The sequence below is a fragment of the Roseivirga sp. UBA1976 genome (genome assembly GCF_002336325.1).
Taxonomy (GTDB): Bacteria; Bacteroidota; Bacteroidia; order Cytophagales; family Cyclobacteriaceae; genus Roseivirga; species Roseivirga thermotolerans.
Window position 1 is genome coordinate 15,734 of sequence record NZ_DDDQ01000166.1, and the last position, 21,042, is coordinate 36,775.

17 protein-coding genes are annotated in these 21,042 nt (G+C 43.3%); 7 read left to right on the forward strand and 10 right to left on the reverse strand.

The window, feature by feature from the left end; translation table 11 throughout:
• Positions 1-61: 61 nt before the first annotated feature.
• Positions 62-2,506: a zinc-dependent metalloprotease gene (locus tag B3763_RS17235; protein ID WP_286748114.1), complete on the reverse strand. Its 2,445-nt coding sequence runs from the start codon at positions 2,504-2,506 to the stop codon at positions 62-64.
• Positions 2,507-2,609: 103 nt separating this feature from the next.
• On the opposite strand from B3763_RS17235, the gene B3763_RS17240 reads away from it, so the two are divergent.
• The gene (locus B3763_RS17240) at positions 2,610-5,579 is read left to right on the forward strand and encodes a S9 family peptidase (protein WP_286748115.1); all 2,970 of its coding nucleotides are present in this window, start codon (positions 2,610-2,612) and stop codon (positions 5,577-5,579) included.
• 149 nt (positions 5,580-5,728) lie between these two features.
• On the opposite strand, the gene B3763_RS17245 is transcribed toward B3763_RS17240, so the two are convergent.
• Complete coding sequence (locus B3763_RS17245; protein ID WP_286748116.1) at positions 5,729-6,295, reverse strand: pentapeptide repeat-containing protein; 567 nt, start codon at positions 6,293-6,295, stop codon at positions 5,729-5,731.
• Between the two features lie 460 nt (positions 6,296-6,755).
• Here B3763_RS17245 and B3763_RS17250 point away from each other — a divergent pair, with 460 nt between their 5' ends.
• From B3763_RS17250 to B3763_RS17260, 3 genes are read left to right on the forward strand one after another with little or no spacing between them, the layout of a single operon-like run.
• A complete protein-coding gene (locus B3763_RS17250; protein ID WP_189630860.1) occupies positions 6,756-7,394 on the forward strand; it encodes a peroxiredoxin in 639 nt (212 codons plus the stop codon).
• A 14-nt stretch (positions 7,395-7,408) separates the two neighbouring features.
• Positions 7,409-7,723: a thioredoxin family protein gene (locus B3763_RS17255; RefSeq protein WP_189630861.1), complete on the forward strand. Its 315-nt coding sequence runs from the start codon at positions 7,409-7,411 to the stop codon at positions 7,721-7,723.
• Entirely contained in the window at positions 7,704-7,961 is a 258-nt protein-coding gene (locus B3763_RS17260) for a DUF6952 family protein (protein ID WP_189630862.1), read from the forward strand. Before B3763_RS17255 ends, B3763_RS17260 begins: the two co-directional genes overlap by 20 nt.
• Before the next feature lie 409 nt (positions 7,962-8,370).
• Here B3763_RS17260 and B3763_RS17265 read toward each other — a convergent pair whose 3' ends face one another.
• From B3763_RS17265 to B3763_RS17300, 8 genes are all read right to left on the reverse strand, one after another.
• Complete coding sequence (locus B3763_RS17265) at positions 8,371-10,062, reverse strand: M56 family metallopeptidase (RefSeq protein WP_286748117.1); 1,692 nt, start codon at positions 10,060-10,062, stop codon at positions 8,371-8,373.
• 203 nt (positions 10,063-10,265) lie between these two features.
• A complete protein-coding gene (locus tag B3763_RS17270; RefSeq protein WP_189630864.1) occupies positions 10,266-10,637 on the reverse strand; it encodes a BlaI/MecI/CopY family transcriptional regulator in 372 nt (123 codons plus the stop codon).
• Between the two features lie 200 nt (positions 10,638-10,837).
• Positions 10,838-11,308, reverse strand: coding sequence for a heme-binding domain-containing protein (locus tag B3763_RS17275; RefSeq protein WP_286748118.1), 471 nt, complete (start codon positions 11,306-11,308; stop codon positions 10,838-10,840).
• Positions 11,309-11,422: 114 nt separating this feature from the next.
• A complete protein-coding gene (locus B3763_RS17280; protein WP_286748119.1) occupies positions 11,423-12,742 on the reverse strand; it encodes a hypothetical protein in 1,320 nt (439 codons plus the stop codon).
• 11 nt (positions 12,743-12,753) lie between these two features.
• Positions 12,754-13,365, reverse strand: a complete 612-nt coding sequence (locus B3763_RS17285; RefSeq protein ID WP_286748120.1) for a hypothetical protein — start codon at positions 13,363-13,365, stop codon at positions 12,754-12,756.
• Between the two features lies 1 nt (position 13,366).
• Complete coding sequence (locus tag B3763_RS17290; protein ID WP_286748121.1) at positions 13,367-14,143, reverse strand: anti-sigma factor family protein; 777 nt, start codon at positions 14,141-14,143, stop codon at positions 13,367-13,369.
• On the reverse strand, positions 14,133-14,753 hold the full coding sequence (locus tag B3763_RS17295) for an RNA polymerase sigma factor (RefSeq protein ID WP_286748122.1): 621 nt from the start codon (positions 14,751-14,753) through the stop codon (positions 14,133-14,135). The genes B3763_RS17290 and B3763_RS17295 overlap by 11 nt, the downstream gene beginning before the upstream one ends.
• Positions 14,754-15,001: 248 nt before the next feature.
• Positions 15,002-15,385, reverse strand: coding sequence for a hypothetical protein (locus B3763_RS17300; RefSeq protein ID WP_286748123.1), 384 nt, complete (start codon positions 15,383-15,385; stop codon positions 15,002-15,004).
• 362 nt (positions 15,386-15,747) lie between these two features.
• Here B3763_RS17300 and B3763_RS17305 point away from each other — a divergent pair, with 362 nt between their 5' ends.
• The 3 genes from B3763_RS17305 to B3763_RS17315 all read left to right on the forward strand — a co-directional run bounded on the left by B3763_RS17305 (position 15,748) and on the right by B3763_RS17315 (position 21,028).
• Complete coding sequence (locus tag B3763_RS17305; RefSeq protein ID WP_286748124.1) at positions 15,748-18,942, forward strand: PAS domain S-box protein; 3,195 nt, start codon at positions 15,748-15,750, stop codon at positions 18,940-18,942.
• A 242-nt stretch (positions 18,943-19,184) separates the two neighbouring features.
• Positions 19,185-19,763, forward strand: coding sequence for a YceI family protein (locus B3763_RS17310; protein ID WP_286748125.1), 579 nt, complete (start codon positions 19,185-19,187; stop codon positions 19,761-19,763).
• Positions 19,764-19,765: 2 nt separating this feature from the next.
• A complete protein-coding gene (locus tag B3763_RS17315) occupies positions 19,766-21,028 on the forward strand; it encodes a hypothetical protein (protein WP_286748126.1) in 1,263 nt (420 codons plus the stop codon).
• Positions 21,029-21,042: the final 14 nt, after the last annotated feature.

The window sequence follows — 21,042 nt, forward strand, 5'->3', positions numbered from 1 at the left end:
AACCTCAAGGGTATTTCACATGAAAGAACCCCTGAGGTTGATGGATATTGTATACTGTTAATTAATTATCGCTAAAGCTACACCAGCTTTCGGCTTCCATACCAATGGGCGAGCCATCGGGTGGAGAAAGAGCATTTTGAACTTCAAGCTCTTGCGGATTCATAATAAACAGCTCTATCAAATGATTGAGATATCGGTAGTGAGCATTGGAGCTTGCTTCGCTGCCGTTGGCATTGTTGCCTGCAAATTGCTTGATTTTGAGCAAACCATTGAGAGCTTCGGCCCGGGCTTGGGTAGAGGCACTGTTACTTTTGTATAGATCCATCAAAGCAGCCACCATTTGGTTTTGCGTTGCATGGTTAAGCTGCAGATAGTATGGGTTGGCGTAAGTAACGTTAAAAAGAGAAGAAAAGATGGTGTTGATAACATCGGTTAAGCCAATTTGCTCAGGATTCATAGCCTTCTGCTGAGCCAGTCGGGTAGCGCGCTGAGCATTGAAGATGTAACTCATCACAGCTCCGGCAACAGTTTCTCCGGGAGCAACCGGGTCAAAGTCTATTCCCGTACGTCCGTTAAAGGTTTCGCGCGAACGGCCAAAACCGGGAGGTCGGGGAGGAATGATTTTCAGAATATGTTCCGGGAAGGCCAACTGGGTCGGGCTCACTACCCGCAAAAGTGCATTGAGGGCAGCCTCTTGCTCTTCTTTCGATACGGTTGAAGGCAGGGGCTGGGAGTCTCCACGGAGTTTGTAGTTATAATACGTGCCTCCCAAAACTTTCACAGCACCCTCCAGTTGGTATCGGTGGAGCATGTACATGGGCACAAGCACCTCTTCTAAAGTGGCCAATGGGGCTCCAACAGGAATGTTTTTTTCAGAGAAGTTTTTAAGTACATGGTTTCTAACCTCTAACAAACGGTTGAGTTCTTCTACAGCGCTTTTGCCATTATCCCACAGGTGAGAACTTGGATGGCTGCTACCAATGGGGCGTGAATCAGAATCAGTAATAAACTGAAGGCCTTTTTTGAATTGATCTTCAATTAGCTGATCCAGCGCCTTGCCTTCATCTACATTGTCTGGAAAGTCCTGATAGCCCCAGGTTACCGCTGCTTTGTCCCATTCGCCAATACCTGCATCGTAGGCATTTTTAAGCGAAATCTGCCCGTTCTGCAATTCAATGAGTGGGTGTGGATAGTCCATAACCGAAGCACGGCCATTGGTGCTGGAAATATAGTTGTGCATTAAGCCAATGGTATGGCCTACTTCATGGGCTGAAAGTTGGCGAAGTCTTGCCAGGGCCATTTCCAGTAGTCGTGGGTCAGGAGTAGTGCCGTTTTCGTAGGGGGTTAAAAGTCCCTGTGCAATCAGAAAATCCTGCCTCACCCGTAGCGAACCAAGACTTACATGGCCCTTAATAATTTCGCCTGTTCGGGGATCAGTTACCGAGGAACCATACGACCAACCTCTGGTAGAGCGGTGCACCCATTGAATTACATTGTAGCGTACATCCAGCGGATCGGCTCCTTCAGGCATTTCTTCAACGATAAAGGCATTTTTATAGCCGGCAGCTTCAAAAGCCTGGTTCCACCATCGGGCACCTTCAATTAAAGCCGACTTGATAGGCTCTGGTGCGCCACGGTCTACATAATAGCGAATAGGTTCTACCGGCTCGCTTACTTTGGCCTTTGGATTTTTCTTAGCCAATCGATGCCTTCGGGTAAACTGCTTGACAATGTTTTCCTGAATGGGGGTGGCGTAATCCATGTATCGGATGGTGCCATAGCCCGAACGGGGGTCTGCCTTACGCGGCTCATAGCCATTGTCTGGTAGCTCTATAAAAGAGTGGTGCATGCGCACTGTTACAGCGTCTGAAGACGGAGTTACACTTCTAAGATAGCCTCCTGCGCCACTTCCGGTAAAAGTAATAGTGGCTTCAAACTCAGAGTTTTTTGGAAAATTTTTGAGCATGGGTGGGTATATGGCCGACCGGCTTGCATCGGGTCTGAAGTTGCCTTGTCTGGATCGGCTAAGCGTATTGGCTACCCCATGGGCATCGGAGAGCAACAAGGGAGTAAGGTCTACCAAAACACTACCCTCCGATTCGGCCGCCACCGTGAAACCGTGAAGTACTGATTCGGCAAAGGCCTCTTTTACCGCCCTCACTTCATCGGCATTTTCTGAAATGGCCCGGTATGAATAATTAGGCTGTACCATAAGGATTTTTGGGCCAACCCGCCTAAACTCTACTATTTGTGTACCACCAAGTTGCCCTCTGTCCAGGCCAATGTCGTTAGAGCCTACTCCGGCAGCTAAGGAGTTTACGTAGAGAAATTCCGTGCCCAGTTTGTCTATTTCCAGCCAAACCTTTCCGTTCTTTTCGTCCCAGTAATAGGTAAAAAATCCTTCTTTCTTTTCTGTGCCTTGAGTGGCCTCTTCTATACTTTTCTGGGCCTTTACTGCCTGCCAGCCTATCATAAGGACCAGAATGAGAAAAAATCGTTTATTCATGAAGCTTTAGTTTTATCTGAATGATTCCCATCAATATAAGAAGTCTTTGCTAAGACGACTAGACAATTATATTTGTGGGGCTTCATAATTAAACCATCAGAACATGTCAACCATACGAATCAGATTAACAGTACTTTTTAGTGTACTGGTGTCCATTGCCTGGGCACAGAAAAAACCACTTACCCACGATGTTTATGATGACTGGAAAGGTATACAGTCAGTGAGCATCAGCAACGATGGCAATTGGGCCGGGTGGCGAATTGCTCCACAAGTGGGCGATGCACAACTTGAATTGCGCAACCTGAATAATTCAAATAGCATTGTCATCGACAGGGTTTCCAGGTATGCTTTTTCTAACAATAGCGAGTTTGTGGTGGGAGAAATTAAGCCTGCCTACGAGGAGGAAAGAACACTGAAACTAAAGAAAACTCCTTCGAGTAAAATGCCAAAGGACTCTTTGTTTATTGTTTCCTTGAGCAACGGAGAAATCAAAAAATTTGCAAGGGTAAAGAATTATCAGCTTCCGCGCGAATCGAGCGAGTGGGTGGCCTGGCAATATGAAAAGCCTTTGCCTGAGAAAAAGAAAGTAGAAAAGAAGGAAGAGCCGAATAACGAGGAAGAAGGCGCTAAAAACAAGAGGAAGAAAAAGAACAAAAAGAAGCAGCCGGAACCAAAAGAAACTCCAGAACCCGAAGAAGTTGAAGATCCAAGGGCCAAGTCTAAGGGCACAGAGTTGGTGCTTTTTAATATGCGCACCGGAGAAATGAAGAGCTTTGAAGGGGTGATGGAGTACGATTTCTCTGAAAAGGGCAATCTGCTGGTTTATGAGTTCGATGAAATAGATTCGCTGAATCCATCAGGCCTTTATGCTTACAATACACAGACCGGAGAAACGGTTACGCTAAGTACCGGAATGACCGATTATAAAAAAGTGGCCATTCATGAAGACGGCAATATGCTGGCCTTCTTTGCCACGGCAAGCGATAAAAAGGATGAAGAAAAGTTTTGGAGCATTATGGGCTGGAAGGCCGGAGACTCACAGGCTCAAATATGGATAGATTCTACCAACCGAGGTATACCGGAAGGCTGGATGGTTGGAGACAATAGCAGCATCCGATTCTCCGAGTCGGGCCAGCGCATGTACTTTGGTACGGCTCCCAAGCCCATGAAGTATGCATACGAAAGCGATACCACTATACTCAAAGAGGAGCGTCCTGAGGTGGACGTGTGGTCTTACAACGATCCATACATTCAGCCTATGCAAAAATTGCAGGCCGGTAGGGAACGCAACAGAACCTATGAGGCCGTTTTTCATATAAACAACAGGCGTTTGGTTCAATTGGAAGGAACCGACCTTGAATCTGTTTATGTAGATACCGACAACGACAGAAGTTTTTATCTGGCCATGGACGACCAGCGGTTCAGAACGCAGTATACCTGGGATACTCAATTGCCCAGAGACTACTATAAGGTAGATGCGCTCACCGGTCGGGTAGAGTTGTTGCTGGAAAGCACCGTTGGTTATGCATCACTATCGCCCGGAGGAAAGTACTTGTCATGGTTCAATCAGGAGGATGGTAATTATTATACCATGAATGTGACCTCAGGAAAAATAACCAACCTTACAGCCGATATGGAAGTGTCTTTTGCCGATGAACTTCACGACAGCCCTTCATTGGCCGGTAGCTATGGTAGCCCGGGTTGGTCAGAAGGTGATGAGGCGTTCTATCTGTACGATCGCTATGATATTTGGAAATTCGATCCGGAGAACCGCTCAGCTGCACAGAATATGACTCAGGGGCATGGAAGAGCCAATCAATTGGTGTACCGTTATCAGCGAATGGACCGTGAGGAAGAATATGTGAATACTTCCGGCAAAGCTGTTGTAAGTGTCTTTAATGAGTGGACCAAAGCCTCAGGTTATGCCTATGCTTCAATGGCCAGTGCGGGAGTTCCGGAGGTAATTGTAATGAAAGACATGAGCGTGTTTGGTTTAGAAAAAGCTGAAGATGCCGAAAGAGTATTGGTGCGTATGTCTACCTACGAGGAGTATCCTGAGGTGTATATGGCCAATTCGTTGCAAATGGATGGTTTGACCAAGCTAACGGATATGGACGCTCAAGAAGACCCTTACAAGTGGGGTACCGCAGAGTTAGTAGAGTTTGAGTCGGGCTTTGATGGTGAAGTAATGCAGGCCATTCTTTACAAACCCGAAAACTTCGACCCTAATAAGAAGTATCCTATGATTGTATACTTCTACGAAAGAAGGTCTAACTCATTGCATAGCCACCCAAGTCCTGCGCCAAGTGCCAGCACGGTGAATATTCCTTACTTTGTCAGTAATGACTACCTGGTATTGGTGCCAGATATTAAATACGAAATCGGACATCCGGGCAAAAGTGCTATGGACCATGTAGTGCCGGCCACCAAGGCGGTAATGGCCAAAGGTTTTGTAGACGAAAAGCGAATGGCCATTCAGGGACAAAGCTGGGGAGGCTATCAGGTGGCCTACATTGTGACCAAGACCGATATGTATGCGGCTGCAGGAGCCGGGGCTCCCGTGTCCAACATGACCTCTGCCTACGGTGGCGTACGTTGGGGGTCGGGTATGAGCCGAATGTTCCAGTATGAGAAAACGCAGTCTCGAATAGGAGGTACACTTTGGGATAAATTCGATCTCTATGTAGAAAACTCACCTTTGTTTGGTGTGCCCAATATTAATACCCCATTGTTTATTATGCACAACGATGCCGATGGAGCAGTGCCATGGTATCAGGGTATTGAGTTCTACATGGCTTTGAGAAGGCTACAAAAACCCAGCTGGATGGTGGTGTACAATGATGAAGCCCATAACCTGAGAGAGCGTAAGAACAGAAAAGACCTTTCTGTGCGCATGGGACAATTCTTTGATCATTACCTGAAAGATGCTCCAATGCCGGAATGGATGGCCTATGGTCTACCGGCTACACTAAAAGGTCGAACTCTCAGATATGAGCTTGTGGACGAACAGACAGAAGAAAAAATAAACGAAGGAGCCAGCCTTAAACTGGAAAAGGGTAAGGGACAAAACTAGATACTCTCACCTGATAGATACAGGGCATTCCCGAAGGCATGGAAAACCAAGGTCTTCGGGAATGTTTGTTTTTGGTCAATTCTTAGTTTCAAGTGTTTTTGAGAGTGAGTTTGAATGGCGTTGGAAAAGAGGGCTAAGTCTTACTGACCCTAAATGACTATAATTTGATGTTGATTGAGAAGCCCCGGGAGTTGCGTAAGTTCAAATTGAGCACCCTTTAGGGTGTTTTTATTGGGGTCTATGTCTAGCCCCGAAGCTTCCTGAAAATTGGCGTTTTGCAGGTTACATCCCACAAATACAGCCCCTTGTAAATTAGCCTTGTTAAAATTGGTGCCTGTTAGGTTTGCCTCGGCAAAATCACAATCAAGACAACTACATTCAACAAAAGAACTTTCTTTGAGCTGAAGGTTGTAAAAGCTGGAAAAATCGAGTTTACAGCGCTTAAAATGCATGGAGAGTAGAAAAGGATTACATTGGCTAAACCGGAGTCCCATGAGTTTGCAGGAGTCGAAACGAACCGATTTTAAGCCAGTATCAACTAGTTCTATACCCGAAAGGTCGCAGTCGGTAAATTCACACTCCAAGAAGCTAAAACCGGATAGGTTGCTCTTGGAAAAATCGGCTCCCTTAAATGTGCAGTATTCAAACTGCATACCCTGCTTTAGCCAGTTGTTCAGATTTTTACCCGTAATGGTTTCGTCCTCTATAACTTTCATTCCTGTTCTTTAGGGCAAGTTAGTTAAAACTTAAAAGGGCAGTGGTTTTGTGCGGTGCTTTGTGAGAGAGGCGAATTCTTATTGATGAAATCTATAGAAATACAAAATTTACTTTTGTATTAGGTAAATTATTGAATGGATTGTGTGGCAGAATGTATTAGGTGTAATCAAAGATTCGGAAATATGCAATTTGGTCTTGTGCCTGGCGAAAAGCTACTAAAAATGGCTCAATTAATCTTTTTTATCTCATCTCACATCTAGTGAGCGGATCGGTTCTTAACTGATTAGTGCTCAGTGGCTAATGTATTTTCATCAAAAATAGCTGGTTACTTCTTATTGATAACGTCAATAAGAAATTCAAAAAACCAATCTGCCGGATAGGCTTTAATTCATTGTTGAAGGTTACCTTCGCAGCATTATTTAACAGAACATACATTTCACTATAAAACTAAAATTCAATATGAGCTACGTAGGTAGAAAATTTCCAAACATTACCGTGGACGCCATGAACGAAATGGGCGATACTTTTAAGTTGAACGTGCTGGAAGAAGCCAGAAAAAACAACAAAAAAGTAGTGCTTTTCTGGTACCCTAAAGACTTCACTTTTGTATGTCCTACTGAGCTTCACGCTTTTCAGGAAGCTTTACCTGAGTTTGAAAAGAGAAACACTATTGTAATTGGTGCTTCTTGCGATACGGCCGAGGTGCACTTTGCCTGGTTGAATACATCGAAAGACAACGGAGGTATAGAAGGAGTAACCTACAGCCTGATTGCCGATAGCAATAGAAACCTCGCCAGAACACTGGATATTCTTGATATCACTGGTGTGAGCTATGACGAAGAAACAGGAGTAGAGTTGTTAGAGGGCGACAATGTGACTTACAGAGCTACTTACCTGATTGATGAAGAAGGTACTGTATTCCACGAAGGGGTCAACCATATGCCCGTAGGTAGAAATGTGAAAGAATACTTGAGGCTTATTGATGCTTACGCCCATGTGCAACAGCATGGTGAGGTTTGCCCGGCCAACTGGGAAGAAGGAAAACAGGCTATGACAGCCAACAGAGAAGGGGTTACTTCTTATCTAAGCAACAATTAAAAAGAGATTGAACGATGGTCGTTGAATTGAGTGAAGATAACCTTCAGGAAGTTCTCAACGAGAACTCAAAGGTGTTCGTTCAGTTTTCTGCCTCTTGGTGTGGAAACTGCCGAATTATGAAGCCAAAGTTTAAAAAGCTGGCTTCAGAACGAGAAGATGCCCGATTTGTGATCGTTGATGCGGAGAAATTCCCTGAGTCAAGGAAACTGGCCAACGTGAACAATCTGCCAACTTTTGCAGCCTATGAAGGTGGTAAGCTGGTAAATCAGGTGCAAACCAATAAGTTCGAATCGCTAAAAGCACTTGTCGATGAGGTTGCCGCTAATTAAGCATATTACAGAATTCATTGAGCAAAACGATCAGGACTTTGTTTTGGAGGCTATAGAAACACTCGAAAACCTTACCGAGTGTGAAAACCTTAAAGATGAAGAACTGGACGTGATAGGGGAGCTTATTTCGAACCTCTATGGCGCCATAGAGGTAAATGAGTCCATCCGAAAAGGGAAACCTAAGAAAGAAGCCCTCAATGAATTTATGAAACGTGTTACCGGGTCAATCGATCGGTAGCCCTTAAAAAGTAGAGTGGAGCCCCGGCCAATGGTCGGGGTTTTTTATTTCTATTACCTACTATTCTGCCAGCCGGATTGCTCACAAGGCTTTGGCGGGATAAACCATCCAAAACCTAATCAAAAAAAAAGCTACCGGTTCTTTAAAAACCGGTAACACTTTAGTTTAAAACAGCATTGATCGGAGCAGGTGGCTTTCACTCTATAATAGACTAGATAGCCAATACGTTTCGAAGTACTTTTCTACCAACACTGGTGCTCTGTGGAGTATTATATAGATTGCTTGGTTAATACTGCTTTCTAAGACAAGAGCTTACAATTCAAAAAGATGGACTGAGTCAAGGAAGTTGTTGCTACAACACATTGTGCTCTTGCTGTGTTGAATTCGCTACAGCTTGTTTGTGGTAGATTTAGGGTGTGTTTTTAGCCTCTTCCTCAATCTCACGAAGGTTTAATAAATTAATCCAGTGACCATCCGGTTTCCCTTCATAGTATTTAGTGGTGTACATATTTAGTTGGAAGGTATGAACCCCATAATTTTTGGCATTGGCGAGTAATTTGCTCTTCCGGTAAGAATAAATTTCGCTGGCTGAATAATTCTTGAGTTCCGAGTTTTTAATTCTCCTTCCGTCAAGCCAAATTCCATACTCGTTTTCATTAGCAAATATATTAGCAAAATTTTCTGGTATATCCATTTTGGCTGGTCGCGGTGAATAATAAGCAGGTCTGGCCTCATTTTGTCTGAACCGTTCTAGCTCTGATTGGCTTAGATCTCTAAAGATTTTTTCAACTGTGTTTCCGTCTTTATTGAGAAACCTTACCAATATGTTAGGTTTTAAATGGATTGATCTAACACCCCCTGGTACAGTGTCTTTTTTTTGAGTGACTAACTCAATATTCTCAGCAACTCTTCTATATGTGTTGTAATTCAGCCAAAAACCTCTGGCATTACCTATTTTATATTTCTTGTCTACGTATTCCTTTGTAAGGGCAAAGAATTGATATTCAAAGTTGCCTAAGTTGCTCGTGTATGTTGTCATTTTTCTCATACTGAACCTGTAGATGTCTGAAGGTTCGTAGTTCAGCAGCTTTAGATTGTCTACTCTATCTCCATTAAGCCATATGCCATATTTTTCCTTGTCAAGTAGAAGGTTCCAGTCACTATTACTGAGCTGGTCAGTCTTTGCTATTTCTATAAAGAGTTCCCCTTTTGATAAAGGATCTATAAATCGAATTCTCTCTTCCTCTTCAAGGTCGCCAAGCCGTTTCGAAATAGTTTCTCCATCCGATTGAACAAATCTCACTTTGGTATCAGTTGAAAGCTGATTTATTGGGACTGCTTTCTGGTCAACTAAAGTTGAATTTTCGTAAGGTTGATTTTGCGATAGGTCTAAATTTGAGCCTAATTCTTTGGCAGTGACTTTCTGATTTCCGAAAGCAAGTACAGTGGTTGCAATAGCTATCAAACCTAATGACTGCTTTAGCCGCTGAGTGGTTTTGTGTGTTGTTTTGACCATCATGTTTAATCGTTTTTTGGTTTCGCCAAATGTTAGCCTACTAGACAACATCGGCTCATTATGTGAATTAATTTTGGAATAGTTTATTAATGTCTTTTGGTAATCGGCCAATGAGGAAGAGTTTTTGCAAGCCGCTTCATCGGCTAGGAACTCATGATTCAGCTTAATTGATCTTTTGACCATGTAAACCAAAGGATTGAACCATAGAATGGAGCTGAGAAGCTCTATCACAATTATATCATAGCTATGTTTTTGGGATACATGTGCCATTTCATGTTCTAGGATTGCTGGAGGGAGTAGACCTACCAGATATCTGGCTTTATTGGTATAAATAGTACTCAGGAAGGTAAATGAGCTTTTTAAGTTTTCTTTTAGACATACCTGATACCCCTCTAGCTTTATAATTTGTCCTTGCCGTTTGAATTGATGTAGCCTGTAAAGGTTTATGATAAACCTGCCTATGAACATAAGGCAAATCAATGAATAGGTGTAAGTGAGTATTTGATTCCACACTATTTCTGTAGTGATGGATTGCTCTTGTCCATCATTCGGTGCCATAGGATGATACAACAACGTGTCCTCCAATGGAATGTCGGCAGAGTTTTGAGGTATTATAGGAATATAAATATAGCTCGTTTGAACAGTGATTAACGGAATGGTGAGAGACAGAGGAAGAATAAGAAGCAGGTAGAACCTATTGAAACGAAAGGTTTTATCGTTTCTTAAAAAAAAGTAGTAGATACTATAAAGCATCAGGCTACTCAGCATAAATTTCTGGAGGTATTCGATCATTTCTTTCGTGCGTTTATTTGTTGTTCTACTATTTGCTGAAGCTCTTTCAATTGTTCATCGCTAAGGTTCTCTTCTGAGGTAAAGAAAGAGGCGAACTGCGAAACTGAGTTGTTGAAGAAGTTCTTTATAACCCCATTCATTTGTTTGGAAAAATAGACCTCTTTGCTGATTAAAGGAAAGTACTCTCTTACACTTCCATATCTTTCGAAATGAACAGCCTTCTTTTTCTGTAGGCGTTTCAGTAAGGTGGCTACTGTGGTTGAGGCAGGCTTGGGCTCGGGGTATCGGTCTATCAGGTCTTTCATAAAGGCCCTTTCCATTTCCCAGAGGTACTGCATGAGTTGCTCTTCTGACTTAGGTAAGTTCATTCTACTTTTGTAAATGTATTTCTACAAATGTAGAATAATAATTCATAAATCAAAACGAAACATTTAGTTGTTTGTGGCTTTTTTACTCGTAACAAGACGGTTTGGCGTTGAGCTTGAGTAGGATATTGACAAAAAAAAGCTACCCACTCTTAAAGAATTGGTAGCTTCAATGCTTTAGACAACAAAGGCTAAGCCAGTAACTAATTGGCCTCTTGACTAATTTTTGCTCTTTCTTGTTCTACCCAGGTTTTGAGCATTTCCAGGCGTTCTTCCGTTATTTTCGCATCGCTGTGCAGCCAAAGGTAGCCGGGGAGAGGCATATGGCCCTCTTCTACCTCTTCTACCATTTCTTCCAGTTTATGATCTCTTCTTCTGGCAGAATAGGTGGCCCATTCAGAAAAATTTAGCTCTTCACGACCGTGCTCTATATGTTCGGCAATAGACCAGCTAAAGGGAGCAATGCTGGCATACCAGGGGTATCGTGGCTGGTTGCTGTGGCAATCGTAGCAGGCCGACTTTAGAAAATCGGTCATTTGAGCATTCACCTGAAGGGTTTCTATAAGGTCGTTGTCAGTAATCGGTTCATTTATTCTCTCCGGTCGGTTTATAAACTGGATGACCACCAGGCCAACGACCAACACGAGCAGAATATATTTGAGTATTTTCTTCATAGGGTTGAATTTTGGCACAAGTTATTAATTATCGTTTGTTTGGTGAAGATGTTTATGACTATGCCAATAAAAAAGCCCGGTGACCAACCGGGCTTTTTGCTAAAGTCGCGAATTTTAGCGGTTTGATTTGCTCGATGTTCCGACCGCTCCTTTTAATGGAGCGGGGGGCGATGGAACCGCTTCTATTACAGTTGGGAAGAAGTCTACATCTTGCACAGACCATAAGTGACTGCTGCCGGATAGGCTGGTTTGCATTTTAGTGACATCGATTTCGTTTTTCACCTGATCCAGCGACTTCTGCCCTTTGGCATAGGCATCTATTGTGCTCTTGGGTATAACCATACGTATGCTTCTGGGAATATTAGTATTTCGGTAAGCTGAGCCAAGGTCTACATTGATAATGACACTTTCGTTGCTGCCAAGGCTTCTTAGGGTTCTGCCATACTGAATTACATTTTCTTTAAGCATGTTTTCAAAATCGGGATAGGCTTCTTCAACAGCCTTCATGGCTTCTTCAATTTCCTTTTGCTTGTCTTCGGAGTTTTTAGATACAACTCGTGTGCCGCTGCCAATTGTCTGGCTAAGAATCGCCACGTTGCCGGAAACACTAGTGCTTAACTGAATGTTGAACATAAGTCCGAAACCATCAAAGTATGTCCAGTTAGTTCGGCCTCTTCTTCTAAACTTTCCGTCCATGCTGCTTTGAAGCAAGTCATCAAGAATACCTGCCAGAATTTTTGCATCGGTCATTTCTTTTTCAACATCTTCATTAATTTTTACTTCAATGGCATTCATGGCCTGTTCCAGGCTCAGTTTGCCTGAAGTGAAATCACTCAGCGTTTTTTGAGATATGCTGCTTTGCATTCTCTTTTTCTGGGTGGTAGGCCTTGCATAGGAGATACGGTTGGCCGAAGTATTTACCTTCTCTTCCGTGATGATGTCTGTATAGTCCAGATTGAGCATTATTTTTTCCCCTGGCTTTAATTCGGTGAGCAAACTCCCATAGTTGGCCAAAAACTCCTTCGATAGTTTCCGGAGTCGGTCTGCATTCTGTTTGTTCATTTCTTCGGCCGAAAGTTCATCAGCTTTTTCGCCACCATCGTCTTCGGTTTTTCCTTTCAGTACACCAAAAAAGACACGGCCATAGAAAGAGTTGCCCATAGAGAAAATAACTCCGCTACCAGGAATGTACATGCCTTTGGCACTGCGCGAAGAATAGAAGGAGTTTTCACTATCGCTAAATAAGTCGCCCAATACGTTTTGAAGAATCACAATGTCTTTTTCCATTTTGGGTAGTTTGGAAAGGTCTTGTGTTTGGTGGCTGTAGCCGCTAACAGTAGCCTGTGCAACGTCTACAAACTGCTGGGCCATTGCCGGACTGGCAATAAAGAGAGCCAGCAGAGCTACTAAGATGTTTCGTGTTGTCTTTTTCATAATTCAGATATTTATTTTTTAGATGTTTTTATTCTGTTTTCGATTTGCTCAACAGAGAGCTTGTTACTTTCAATGTTCAATACATCAGTCTGTGCTATTGAAAAACTGATTTGATAGGTTCTTTCGGGTTGTTTTGGGCTTGTGGCCGGGTCTTCCTCTTGGTTAATTACAGGGTCGTGAATGTCGAAGTGAAAGATTATAGATTCGTTGGCCTTTACTCCGGGCAGGTAATTACTAAACTGATGCAGGAAGTGGGCCAGACTGCTCTTGAGCCTTTGCTGTTGTAAAGCCACAATCTCGTTGTCGTAGAACGTATCCATTAAGTCCGTATCTAGTTCTCGGCTCCAATTCATACGGCCATCAAGAAATATGCGTGCATTCGGGGCTTCAATAAAGATAGTTGCTCCCTGACCTTCGGTATAGCTACTTTCCGTTTTTTGAATACGGTTGAGCAGTGGAGCACCTTCCCATTTTTTTAGAAAATTCTCCAGTGTTACCCGGCTAATTTCCAGATCCCTTTCTACCGGACTGAACTTTCCGTTTTTCATTTGTGCCTGGCTGGTGTTTATGGTTAGAAACACCAGTGCAAAGGCAGTGAGTAGATAATTTGAGTTTTTGACCATTTTATTTGTTGTTAGATAAGTTGGCAGCTACCGCATTCACACGTTCTGTTAAGTCAATGATAGCTTCTTCCATATCAATTTGCCTATTAACAGTGGCGTCTTCCAGAGCGCTAAAGGCTGCCTGAATGTTTCTTAAATCTTCGATGCGCTGTGTTTCTAAATTGTTTGAGAAGTTCAGTACTATTTGATGAAGAATTTCGCGATAATCTTCACCTACCTTTTCGGAAAATACAGTCAGCTCATTGAGCAGTGCTTCTCTTTCTCTGTTAAATGCTTCTTTCAGAAAGGTGTCATCATTCAGGCTGGCTTGTAATGCGCTGAATTTGCGATTGATGCTATCGTTGCGGTTGCGCAAGCTGGTGTTCATGTAGTCCAAAACCATTAGCCTGTCCTGATAAATGAGGTCGGTTACCTCTTCTTCAGACATACCATACTGGGCAGGCCCAAAGGCCATCCCCCATCCGTCATTCGTTTTCTCTACTCTAAAGTTACTCAACCAGGCAAAGGCACAAACCAGGAGCAAAGTGGCCGCAACAGCCACGTACTTGCGCCAATACAGCCATTCTTCGTTTTTCGATGGCGTAATAAAGGCCATTGGCTGAGGCATTTCTTCATCTTCTAACTCACTGAACAACAAGCTGGTTTCTTGCATTTCTTCCAGCTTTGCTCGCTCCTCCGGATGCTCCTTCAGGTAGGCCTCTATGGCCTGTTTTTCTTCTTCGGGAAGCTCATCGTATAAGTAATCGATAAGCATTTCCCTGGTCGGTTTATAATTCATAGTGTACCGTTTCTTTCGTAATGTTCCACTCCTCCAGTAGCTTTCTAAGGCTACCGAGTGCATAATAAAGCCTAGACTTTACGGTGTTTTCAGAGATATCCATCACCTCTGCTATTTCTCTTATTTTCAGCCCCTCGTACTCTTTCATTATCACCACCATACGTTGCTCCTCGGGTAAAGTAGCCAATGCTTTGGTGAGCACATTTTTGAGTTCCTTGTTGCCGAAGGCTTTTTCCGGGTTATCCGATTTAGAGTCGGAAAAAGTATCGGCAATGGTGCGCTGATCGTCTTTGGTTTGCACTTTTAAAAAGGGGAAAACCCATTTTCTGTTTTGCCTACGAATTTCTTCGTGGCAATAATTAGAGGCAATGCGGTAAATCCATGGCTTAAAACTCGATTCGTCTTTAAGGCTGCCAAGATTTTTGCTCATGGAAATAAACGTTTTCTGAGTTACCTCCATGGCTTGGTCATAATCGCCAAAGTATTTGAAGGCGAAGTTGTATATACGCTTTTGCCACTGTTTAACCAGCTGATTAAGTGCTATTACATCGCCTTGTTGGGCTGCCTTTACTAAGAAGTTGGTTTGTGGCATTAGGTTGAATTCCCGCATTGCTTTGTGCTTCCTGTTCTACGATGAACAGCGAGAGAAAATAGTTTGAAGAAAGTTAAACATATTTCTTCGTGCACCGGTAAAGCGGTAGGGTTGCTACTGAAGGGCCAGTTAATGAAACACAAAAAGAGGTATCTCAAAAGCCTTAAAATTCGTCATCTCAACTTGTCTATCGATAGGCAAGTTTAGGGTGACGCTGACCTAGCTTTTGAGAACACCTCCGCTTTTGGGCATGCTGCCAAAGGTACTCAATAGTCAATTTTATTGAGGGTACCTTTAAGCCGCGTTGCTACAACCACTTGATCTAACTGATGTTTATTGAAGTCTTTTTTTAAGGAAACAGCGCGAATGTCTTGAGCCTCGGTACTTATTTCTGTAAGATGGAAGAGATTGAGCACCGATTTTTCGTAGCTCTTAAATTGAGCCAGAATACTGTTGGGCATGCCTTGCTGGTCTACATAGCGTATTACAAATGTGAGGTCATTCACACGGCTAAAGCTTTCAGTATGCATTTCCTTGTTATTGAGCAAAAGTTTCCAACCCTCGTCATCTTGGGAAAACTCATAGTACTGAAAACTCTCAATTGGATAGTCTTGTCGAATACCGCTCCATTTACCCTCGATTCCTGTCAATTCAATTTCTGGAGATTTGCCAAAAAGTCCTGGTCTGTTGGTTTGATGATACAGACCTGAGCATCCGTAAAAATTGAGTGCAAAAAGGAGAAGACAGAAAAGTTTGAGGAGCGATGAACACTTCATGGACCAAAATGGTACAATCATCGCGCCTCAGAGAACTTCCATTGATATTCAGATACTTATAAATGTTGTTCGTCACAAATTCATCCCAATATGGGACAGAAGCTCCCGATTTGGGTAAAAAATAACCTTGCTACATAAAAATGCGTCAATTAAATAGTATCTTGCGTGCTTGCAAAATCAAGACTTGAAAAGAGTGTCTAAGTGCTTGATTTTCACCTTTCGCCCCGAAGCTCAAAATGATTAAACCGGACTTTCCACACAACGAAAGAGAGAGGCAAAAAGCCTTAGAAGAGTATGAGATATTAGATACCCTTCCGGAGAGAGATTTTGACGATATCACACAGATTGCTTCGGTTATATGCAACACACCAATTGCTCTCATTAGCTTAATAGATAAAGACCGTCAGTGGTTCAAATCGAGAGTGGGATTAGAAGCACCGCAAACTTCTCGGGACGTAAGTTTTTGTGCCCATGCCATACACGACCCGGAGCATATTTTTGAGATTACCGATGCCCGAAAAGATGAGCGCTTTCATGATAATCCATTAGTTACTGAAGATCCGAGGATAGTTTTTTATGCCGGATCACCTTTGGTTTCGCCCGAAGGGCATTTGTTGGGAACCCTATGTGTAATTGACAGGGTAAGCAAAAAACTCTCTGAAGAACAAAAAAAATCACTTGCAGCACTTTCGCGTCAGGTAGTAAGTCAATTGGAGCTCAGAAAGAAGAATAAGGTTTTAGAGAAAGCCCGTAGACAGTACCAAACCCTTATTGAAAATGTAGATGACTTTGTGTTTGAGGCTAACGCCAAGGGCATGTTTACCTATTGCAACCCTTTAATGTCTGAAGAAATGGGCTTTAGCAGCGAAGAGTTGCTAACCATGCACTACACTGATCTGGTGCATCCGGATGACAGGCACAGAGTGAAAGAGTTTTATCGGGAGCAGATAGCCAATGGGGCAGACGATTGTTACATAGAGTTTAGGGTACTGATAAAAAGCAATCCGGAGGTTGAGCTAATTGTTGGGCAAAAGTCCAAGCTCATCTATGAGGAAGGTGAACTGCTAAAAGTAACGGCCATTTCGAGAAACATAACCCGCGAGGTGCAGCTTCAGCGAAAGTTCGATGAAAATGCTGAACTCTATAAGCTCATCTCAGAATCGGCCCAGGATTTGGTATGTATGCACAACCTCAAGGGAGAATATACTTACGTTTCTCCTTCGGTAGTCGATAACCTCGGCTATACACCCGAAGAAATACTCGGTACTTCTCCTTACGACCTCATGCATCCGGAAGATATTGAACGGGCCCAAAAAGAAGCACATCAACCCCTTTTAGAGGGAGAGAAGGAAAACTACTTTGAGTATAGACTGCGGCATAAAGATGGCCGATACCTTTGGTTCGAGTCTATCTCCACGGCCATAGAAGATGAAGAAGGTAAGGTAGTGTCTTTGAGATCTTCTACCCGCAACATACAGATCCGTAAGGAGCAAGAGGCCATTATTAACAATCAACGGTCGCGGTTAGAGTCGTTTGTTTTGGCTACGCCCGCTCCGGTAGCCATGTTCGATACTGAAATGAAGTATCTGGCCTATAGTAGCCAATGGCTTAAAACTTATGGTTTGGAGGGCAGAGATATTATTGGGGTGAGCCATTATGAAATATTCCCTGAGATTGGAGATGACTGGAAAAAAATTCACAGCGAATGCCTTCAGGGTAAAACCCATAGGAAAGATGAAGACCGGTTTGAGCGGGAAGATGGCTCCATACAGTGGATTAAGTGGGAGGTGAGGCCATGGTACAATAGAAAAGGAGATATAGGTGGAGTGATAATGCTCACCGATGATGTTACCAAAATAAAGGAACAGGAAATTGAATTGAGAGAGGCCAAGGAAAAAGCGGAGATAGCTTCGCAGGCCAAAGCCAATTTCCTTTCTGTAATGTCGCATGAAATTCGCACACCGCTCAATGCGGTCATTGGCATGTCTCATTTGCTCATGCAAGAAGATCCAAGAGAAGATCAATTGCACGGCCTGAAGCTCATTCGCTTTTCCGGTGAAAACCTGCTCAGCCTTGTGAACGATATACTTGATTATAATAAAATAGAAGCAGGAAAAATAGATTTGGAAAATATAGAATTCAGCCTCGAAGAGCTGGTAAATAACATTAAACACACGCATGCCTACAAAGCAGATGAAAAGTCTATCATGCTGAAGCTGCTTTACGATAAGGACATCCCGAGTTCTATCATTGGTGACCCCTCGCGTTTATCTCAGGTTTTGAATAACCTTCTAAGTAATGCCATTAAGTTTACTAGAGAAGGAAGTGTTCGGATTAAGGTAGAAGAGTTGAGCCGAACCAAAGATGAAATAGAGCTGCAATTCGAAATTAGAGATACGGGTATTGGCATATCAGAAGAAAACCTGGCCAAAATCTTCGACAGGTTTGTTCAGGCCGAATCATATATAACCAGAAGTTTTGGCGGAACCGGGCTAGGACTTTCAATTACTAAACGGTTGGTAGAAATAATGGGAGGGGAGATAAAAGTGAAGAGTAAAGTAAACGAAGGTTCTACCTTCTCATTTGTATTAAAAGTGCCATACAAAGAACAAAGCGAAAACCAGGTAGACTTGGGAGGTAACTATGAATCTCAAAAAGATATCAATAGCCTCAATATTCATGTGTTGTTGGTAGAAGACAACCAGGCCAATCAATTTGTGGCCACTAAGTTTTTAGAAAAGTGGGGGGTGAAAGTGAGCCTTGCGCAAAATGGAAATGAAGCCATTGATCTTATCAAGTCGAAAGCCTTCGATTTGGTGTTGATGGATTTGCAAATGCCGCAGAAAGATGGTCTGACGGCCAGCAAAGAAATTAGACAAATGGAAGAGGAGTATTTTCAGAAAGTGCCTATTCTGGCTCTCACTGCTTCTTCCGATGCCGGTACCATGAACAGAATCAGGGAGTTTGGTATGAACGATATTGTGGTAAAACCCTTTATGCCTTCTGAGCTTCACAAAAAAATTATAGCCAGTATAAAAGGTAGTGCCAGTCCGGTAGAGCCTGTTGCCAGCGAAAAAGTCTCCCGTCAGGTAAACGTAAGTTTGGACAGTATAAAGGCATCGCTTAAGTCATATTCTGTAAGTGATGAGCGTTTTACCAATAGCCTTTTGGGTAGCTTCATCCTCAATCTGGAAGAATTTGTGCAGCAGTTTCCCGGCTACATTAAGAACAAAGACGAGTCTTCGGCCAACTTTATACTGCACAAAATGAGAACCACCTTCCGCATGTGTGGCCAAAACGATCTTACCGAGCGAATAGAGCAATGCATTCAGTCTATGGCCCATGAAGAAGAGCGTCCAATGGTTCCATCCATAATAGAGGATTGTGAGCGCTTGGCCCAACTTCTGCGCGAATACAGGGGGCAAGACTGATTTTTTCGGAGTCTGTCTTTTTTCTGGAGTGGGTCAATGCACTTTCTTATAATAGCCCCAAAGGCCGGAATCTGTTGCCCATTTGCTTGCCCATTTCAGTCATTTTTATGAACCAGTTTCTCTTTGACTAATACTGATCTATATCAGCTTTTTTTACCACTATAAGTCATTTTCTGAGTTGACGCACATCAGCCGCTGAGCCATTAGCTCAAGGTACCTTTGAGTTATTCAAAGAGGAGGTCATGATGAGCAGATTTATCTACGTTTTTTGTGTGCTACTGGCTGCTTGGCTAATGCAAAGCACTGCCCTGTGGGCCCAGGAAAAACGCCTTGTTTTACAAGCCCGGTCGCAGTTTAAAGTACTCGGTACTTCTACGTTACACGACTGGCACATGGAAACTTCGGTGGCTGAAGGATTTCTGGAGTGCCTTGCCAATGAAGGGGAATATCCTACGATAAAAGAGGCTAGGGTAACGCTTAAGGCCAAAGACCTGAAGAGTGGAAAGAAGGGGATGGATAAAAACGCCTATAAGGCTCTTTATGCCGAAAAGTACCCAATCATAGAGTTTAGGCTCCAAAATCTTTCTATCGATGAAACAGGCAGAGGCAAAGCACTGGGTACACTGTTTCTGGCTGGCACCAGCCGGGAGGTATCATTCACTGTAGAGCTGCAATACACCGAGGGAATATTAGAAGTTACAGGCCGCACGGCCTTCCGTCTTACGGATTTCAACATAGAACCGCCCACAGCACTCATGGGCACCATAAAAACAGGTGATGATGTCACCATTGAATTCAACACAACTTTCAAAACTCTATAACCATGAAAAATCTGAGGTTTACTTTTCTCATTCTATTTCTGTTCTCCGGTGTAGTGGCGCTGGCCCAAACCGATGAGCGAAAGCTAATGCAATACTATAGAATACCCGGTAAGCAAGGAGTTAACGTCTTTGAAACCTCAAAAAAAGACACCGTGAAATTCCAGGGGTTCCATGTGCGTGTAGGGGGAGACTTTGCCCTTCAGTTTCAGGGGCTTAGTCATGAGAACTCCATAACTGGAGATCCATTGGTAGATCTGGGCTCCAATTTCAATTTGCCCACAGCCAATTTAAACATAGACGCACAGTTGGCCGATGGGCTTCGCATGCATTTGCGTACTTACCTCTCATCGAGACACCACACAGAGGCTTATGTAAAGGGAGGCTATCTGCAATTCGACAGGTTGGATTTTATTCAGGAGGGATTACTCTCCGGTCTAATGGATATAGCTACTATTAGAGTGGGTATGGACCAGATAAACTATGGCGATGCACAGTTTAGACGTTCTGACAACGCTATGGCCATATATAATCCCTTTGTGGGCAATTACATCATGGATGCTTTTACCACCGAGCCTTTTGTGGAGCTTACTCTCATGCCTTCTGACTGGATTTTTGTGGTGGGCCTTACCAATGGACGACTCAACCAAAGCCCACTAAAAGGCGATGACGGATTTGTGTTTTTTAGTAAGGTAGGATGGGACAAGCAAGTGAATGATGACTTACGCCTACGGTTAACCGGCTCTTTGTATAGCAGTTCTGACAAAGGAACCAGAGACTACCTCTATGGCGGAGACCGGGCAGGAGGACGCTACTACGGAACGTTGGCCACCGTAGCCAATGGCGGTTCCGATTTTGATCCCCGATATAACCCACGGTTTGCTTACCAAACAGCCATACAAATCAATCCGTTTATAAAGATTAGTGGCTTTGAATTTTTTGGGTTGATGGAGTTTGTTTCTAATGGCAACGATGCTGTAGGAGGAGATTTTACCCAATTGGGTTTGGAGGGCTTGTACCGCTTTGGTAATGCAGAGCAGTGGTATTTTGGTGGTCGGTACAACACTGTGTCTGGCGAAACCACCAGTGCCGGATCAACCCGTGAAATTAGCCGGGTCAATATTGGCGGAGGGTGGTTCATGACCAACAATGTTTTGGTTAAGTTGGAATATATGAATCAGGAGTATAGTGGAGCCGGTTTTGCCAATAGTCGATTCCAGGACGGACAGTTCAATGGTATAGTGTTGGAGGCGGTTATTGGCTTCTAAAACCAAGCGTTCTC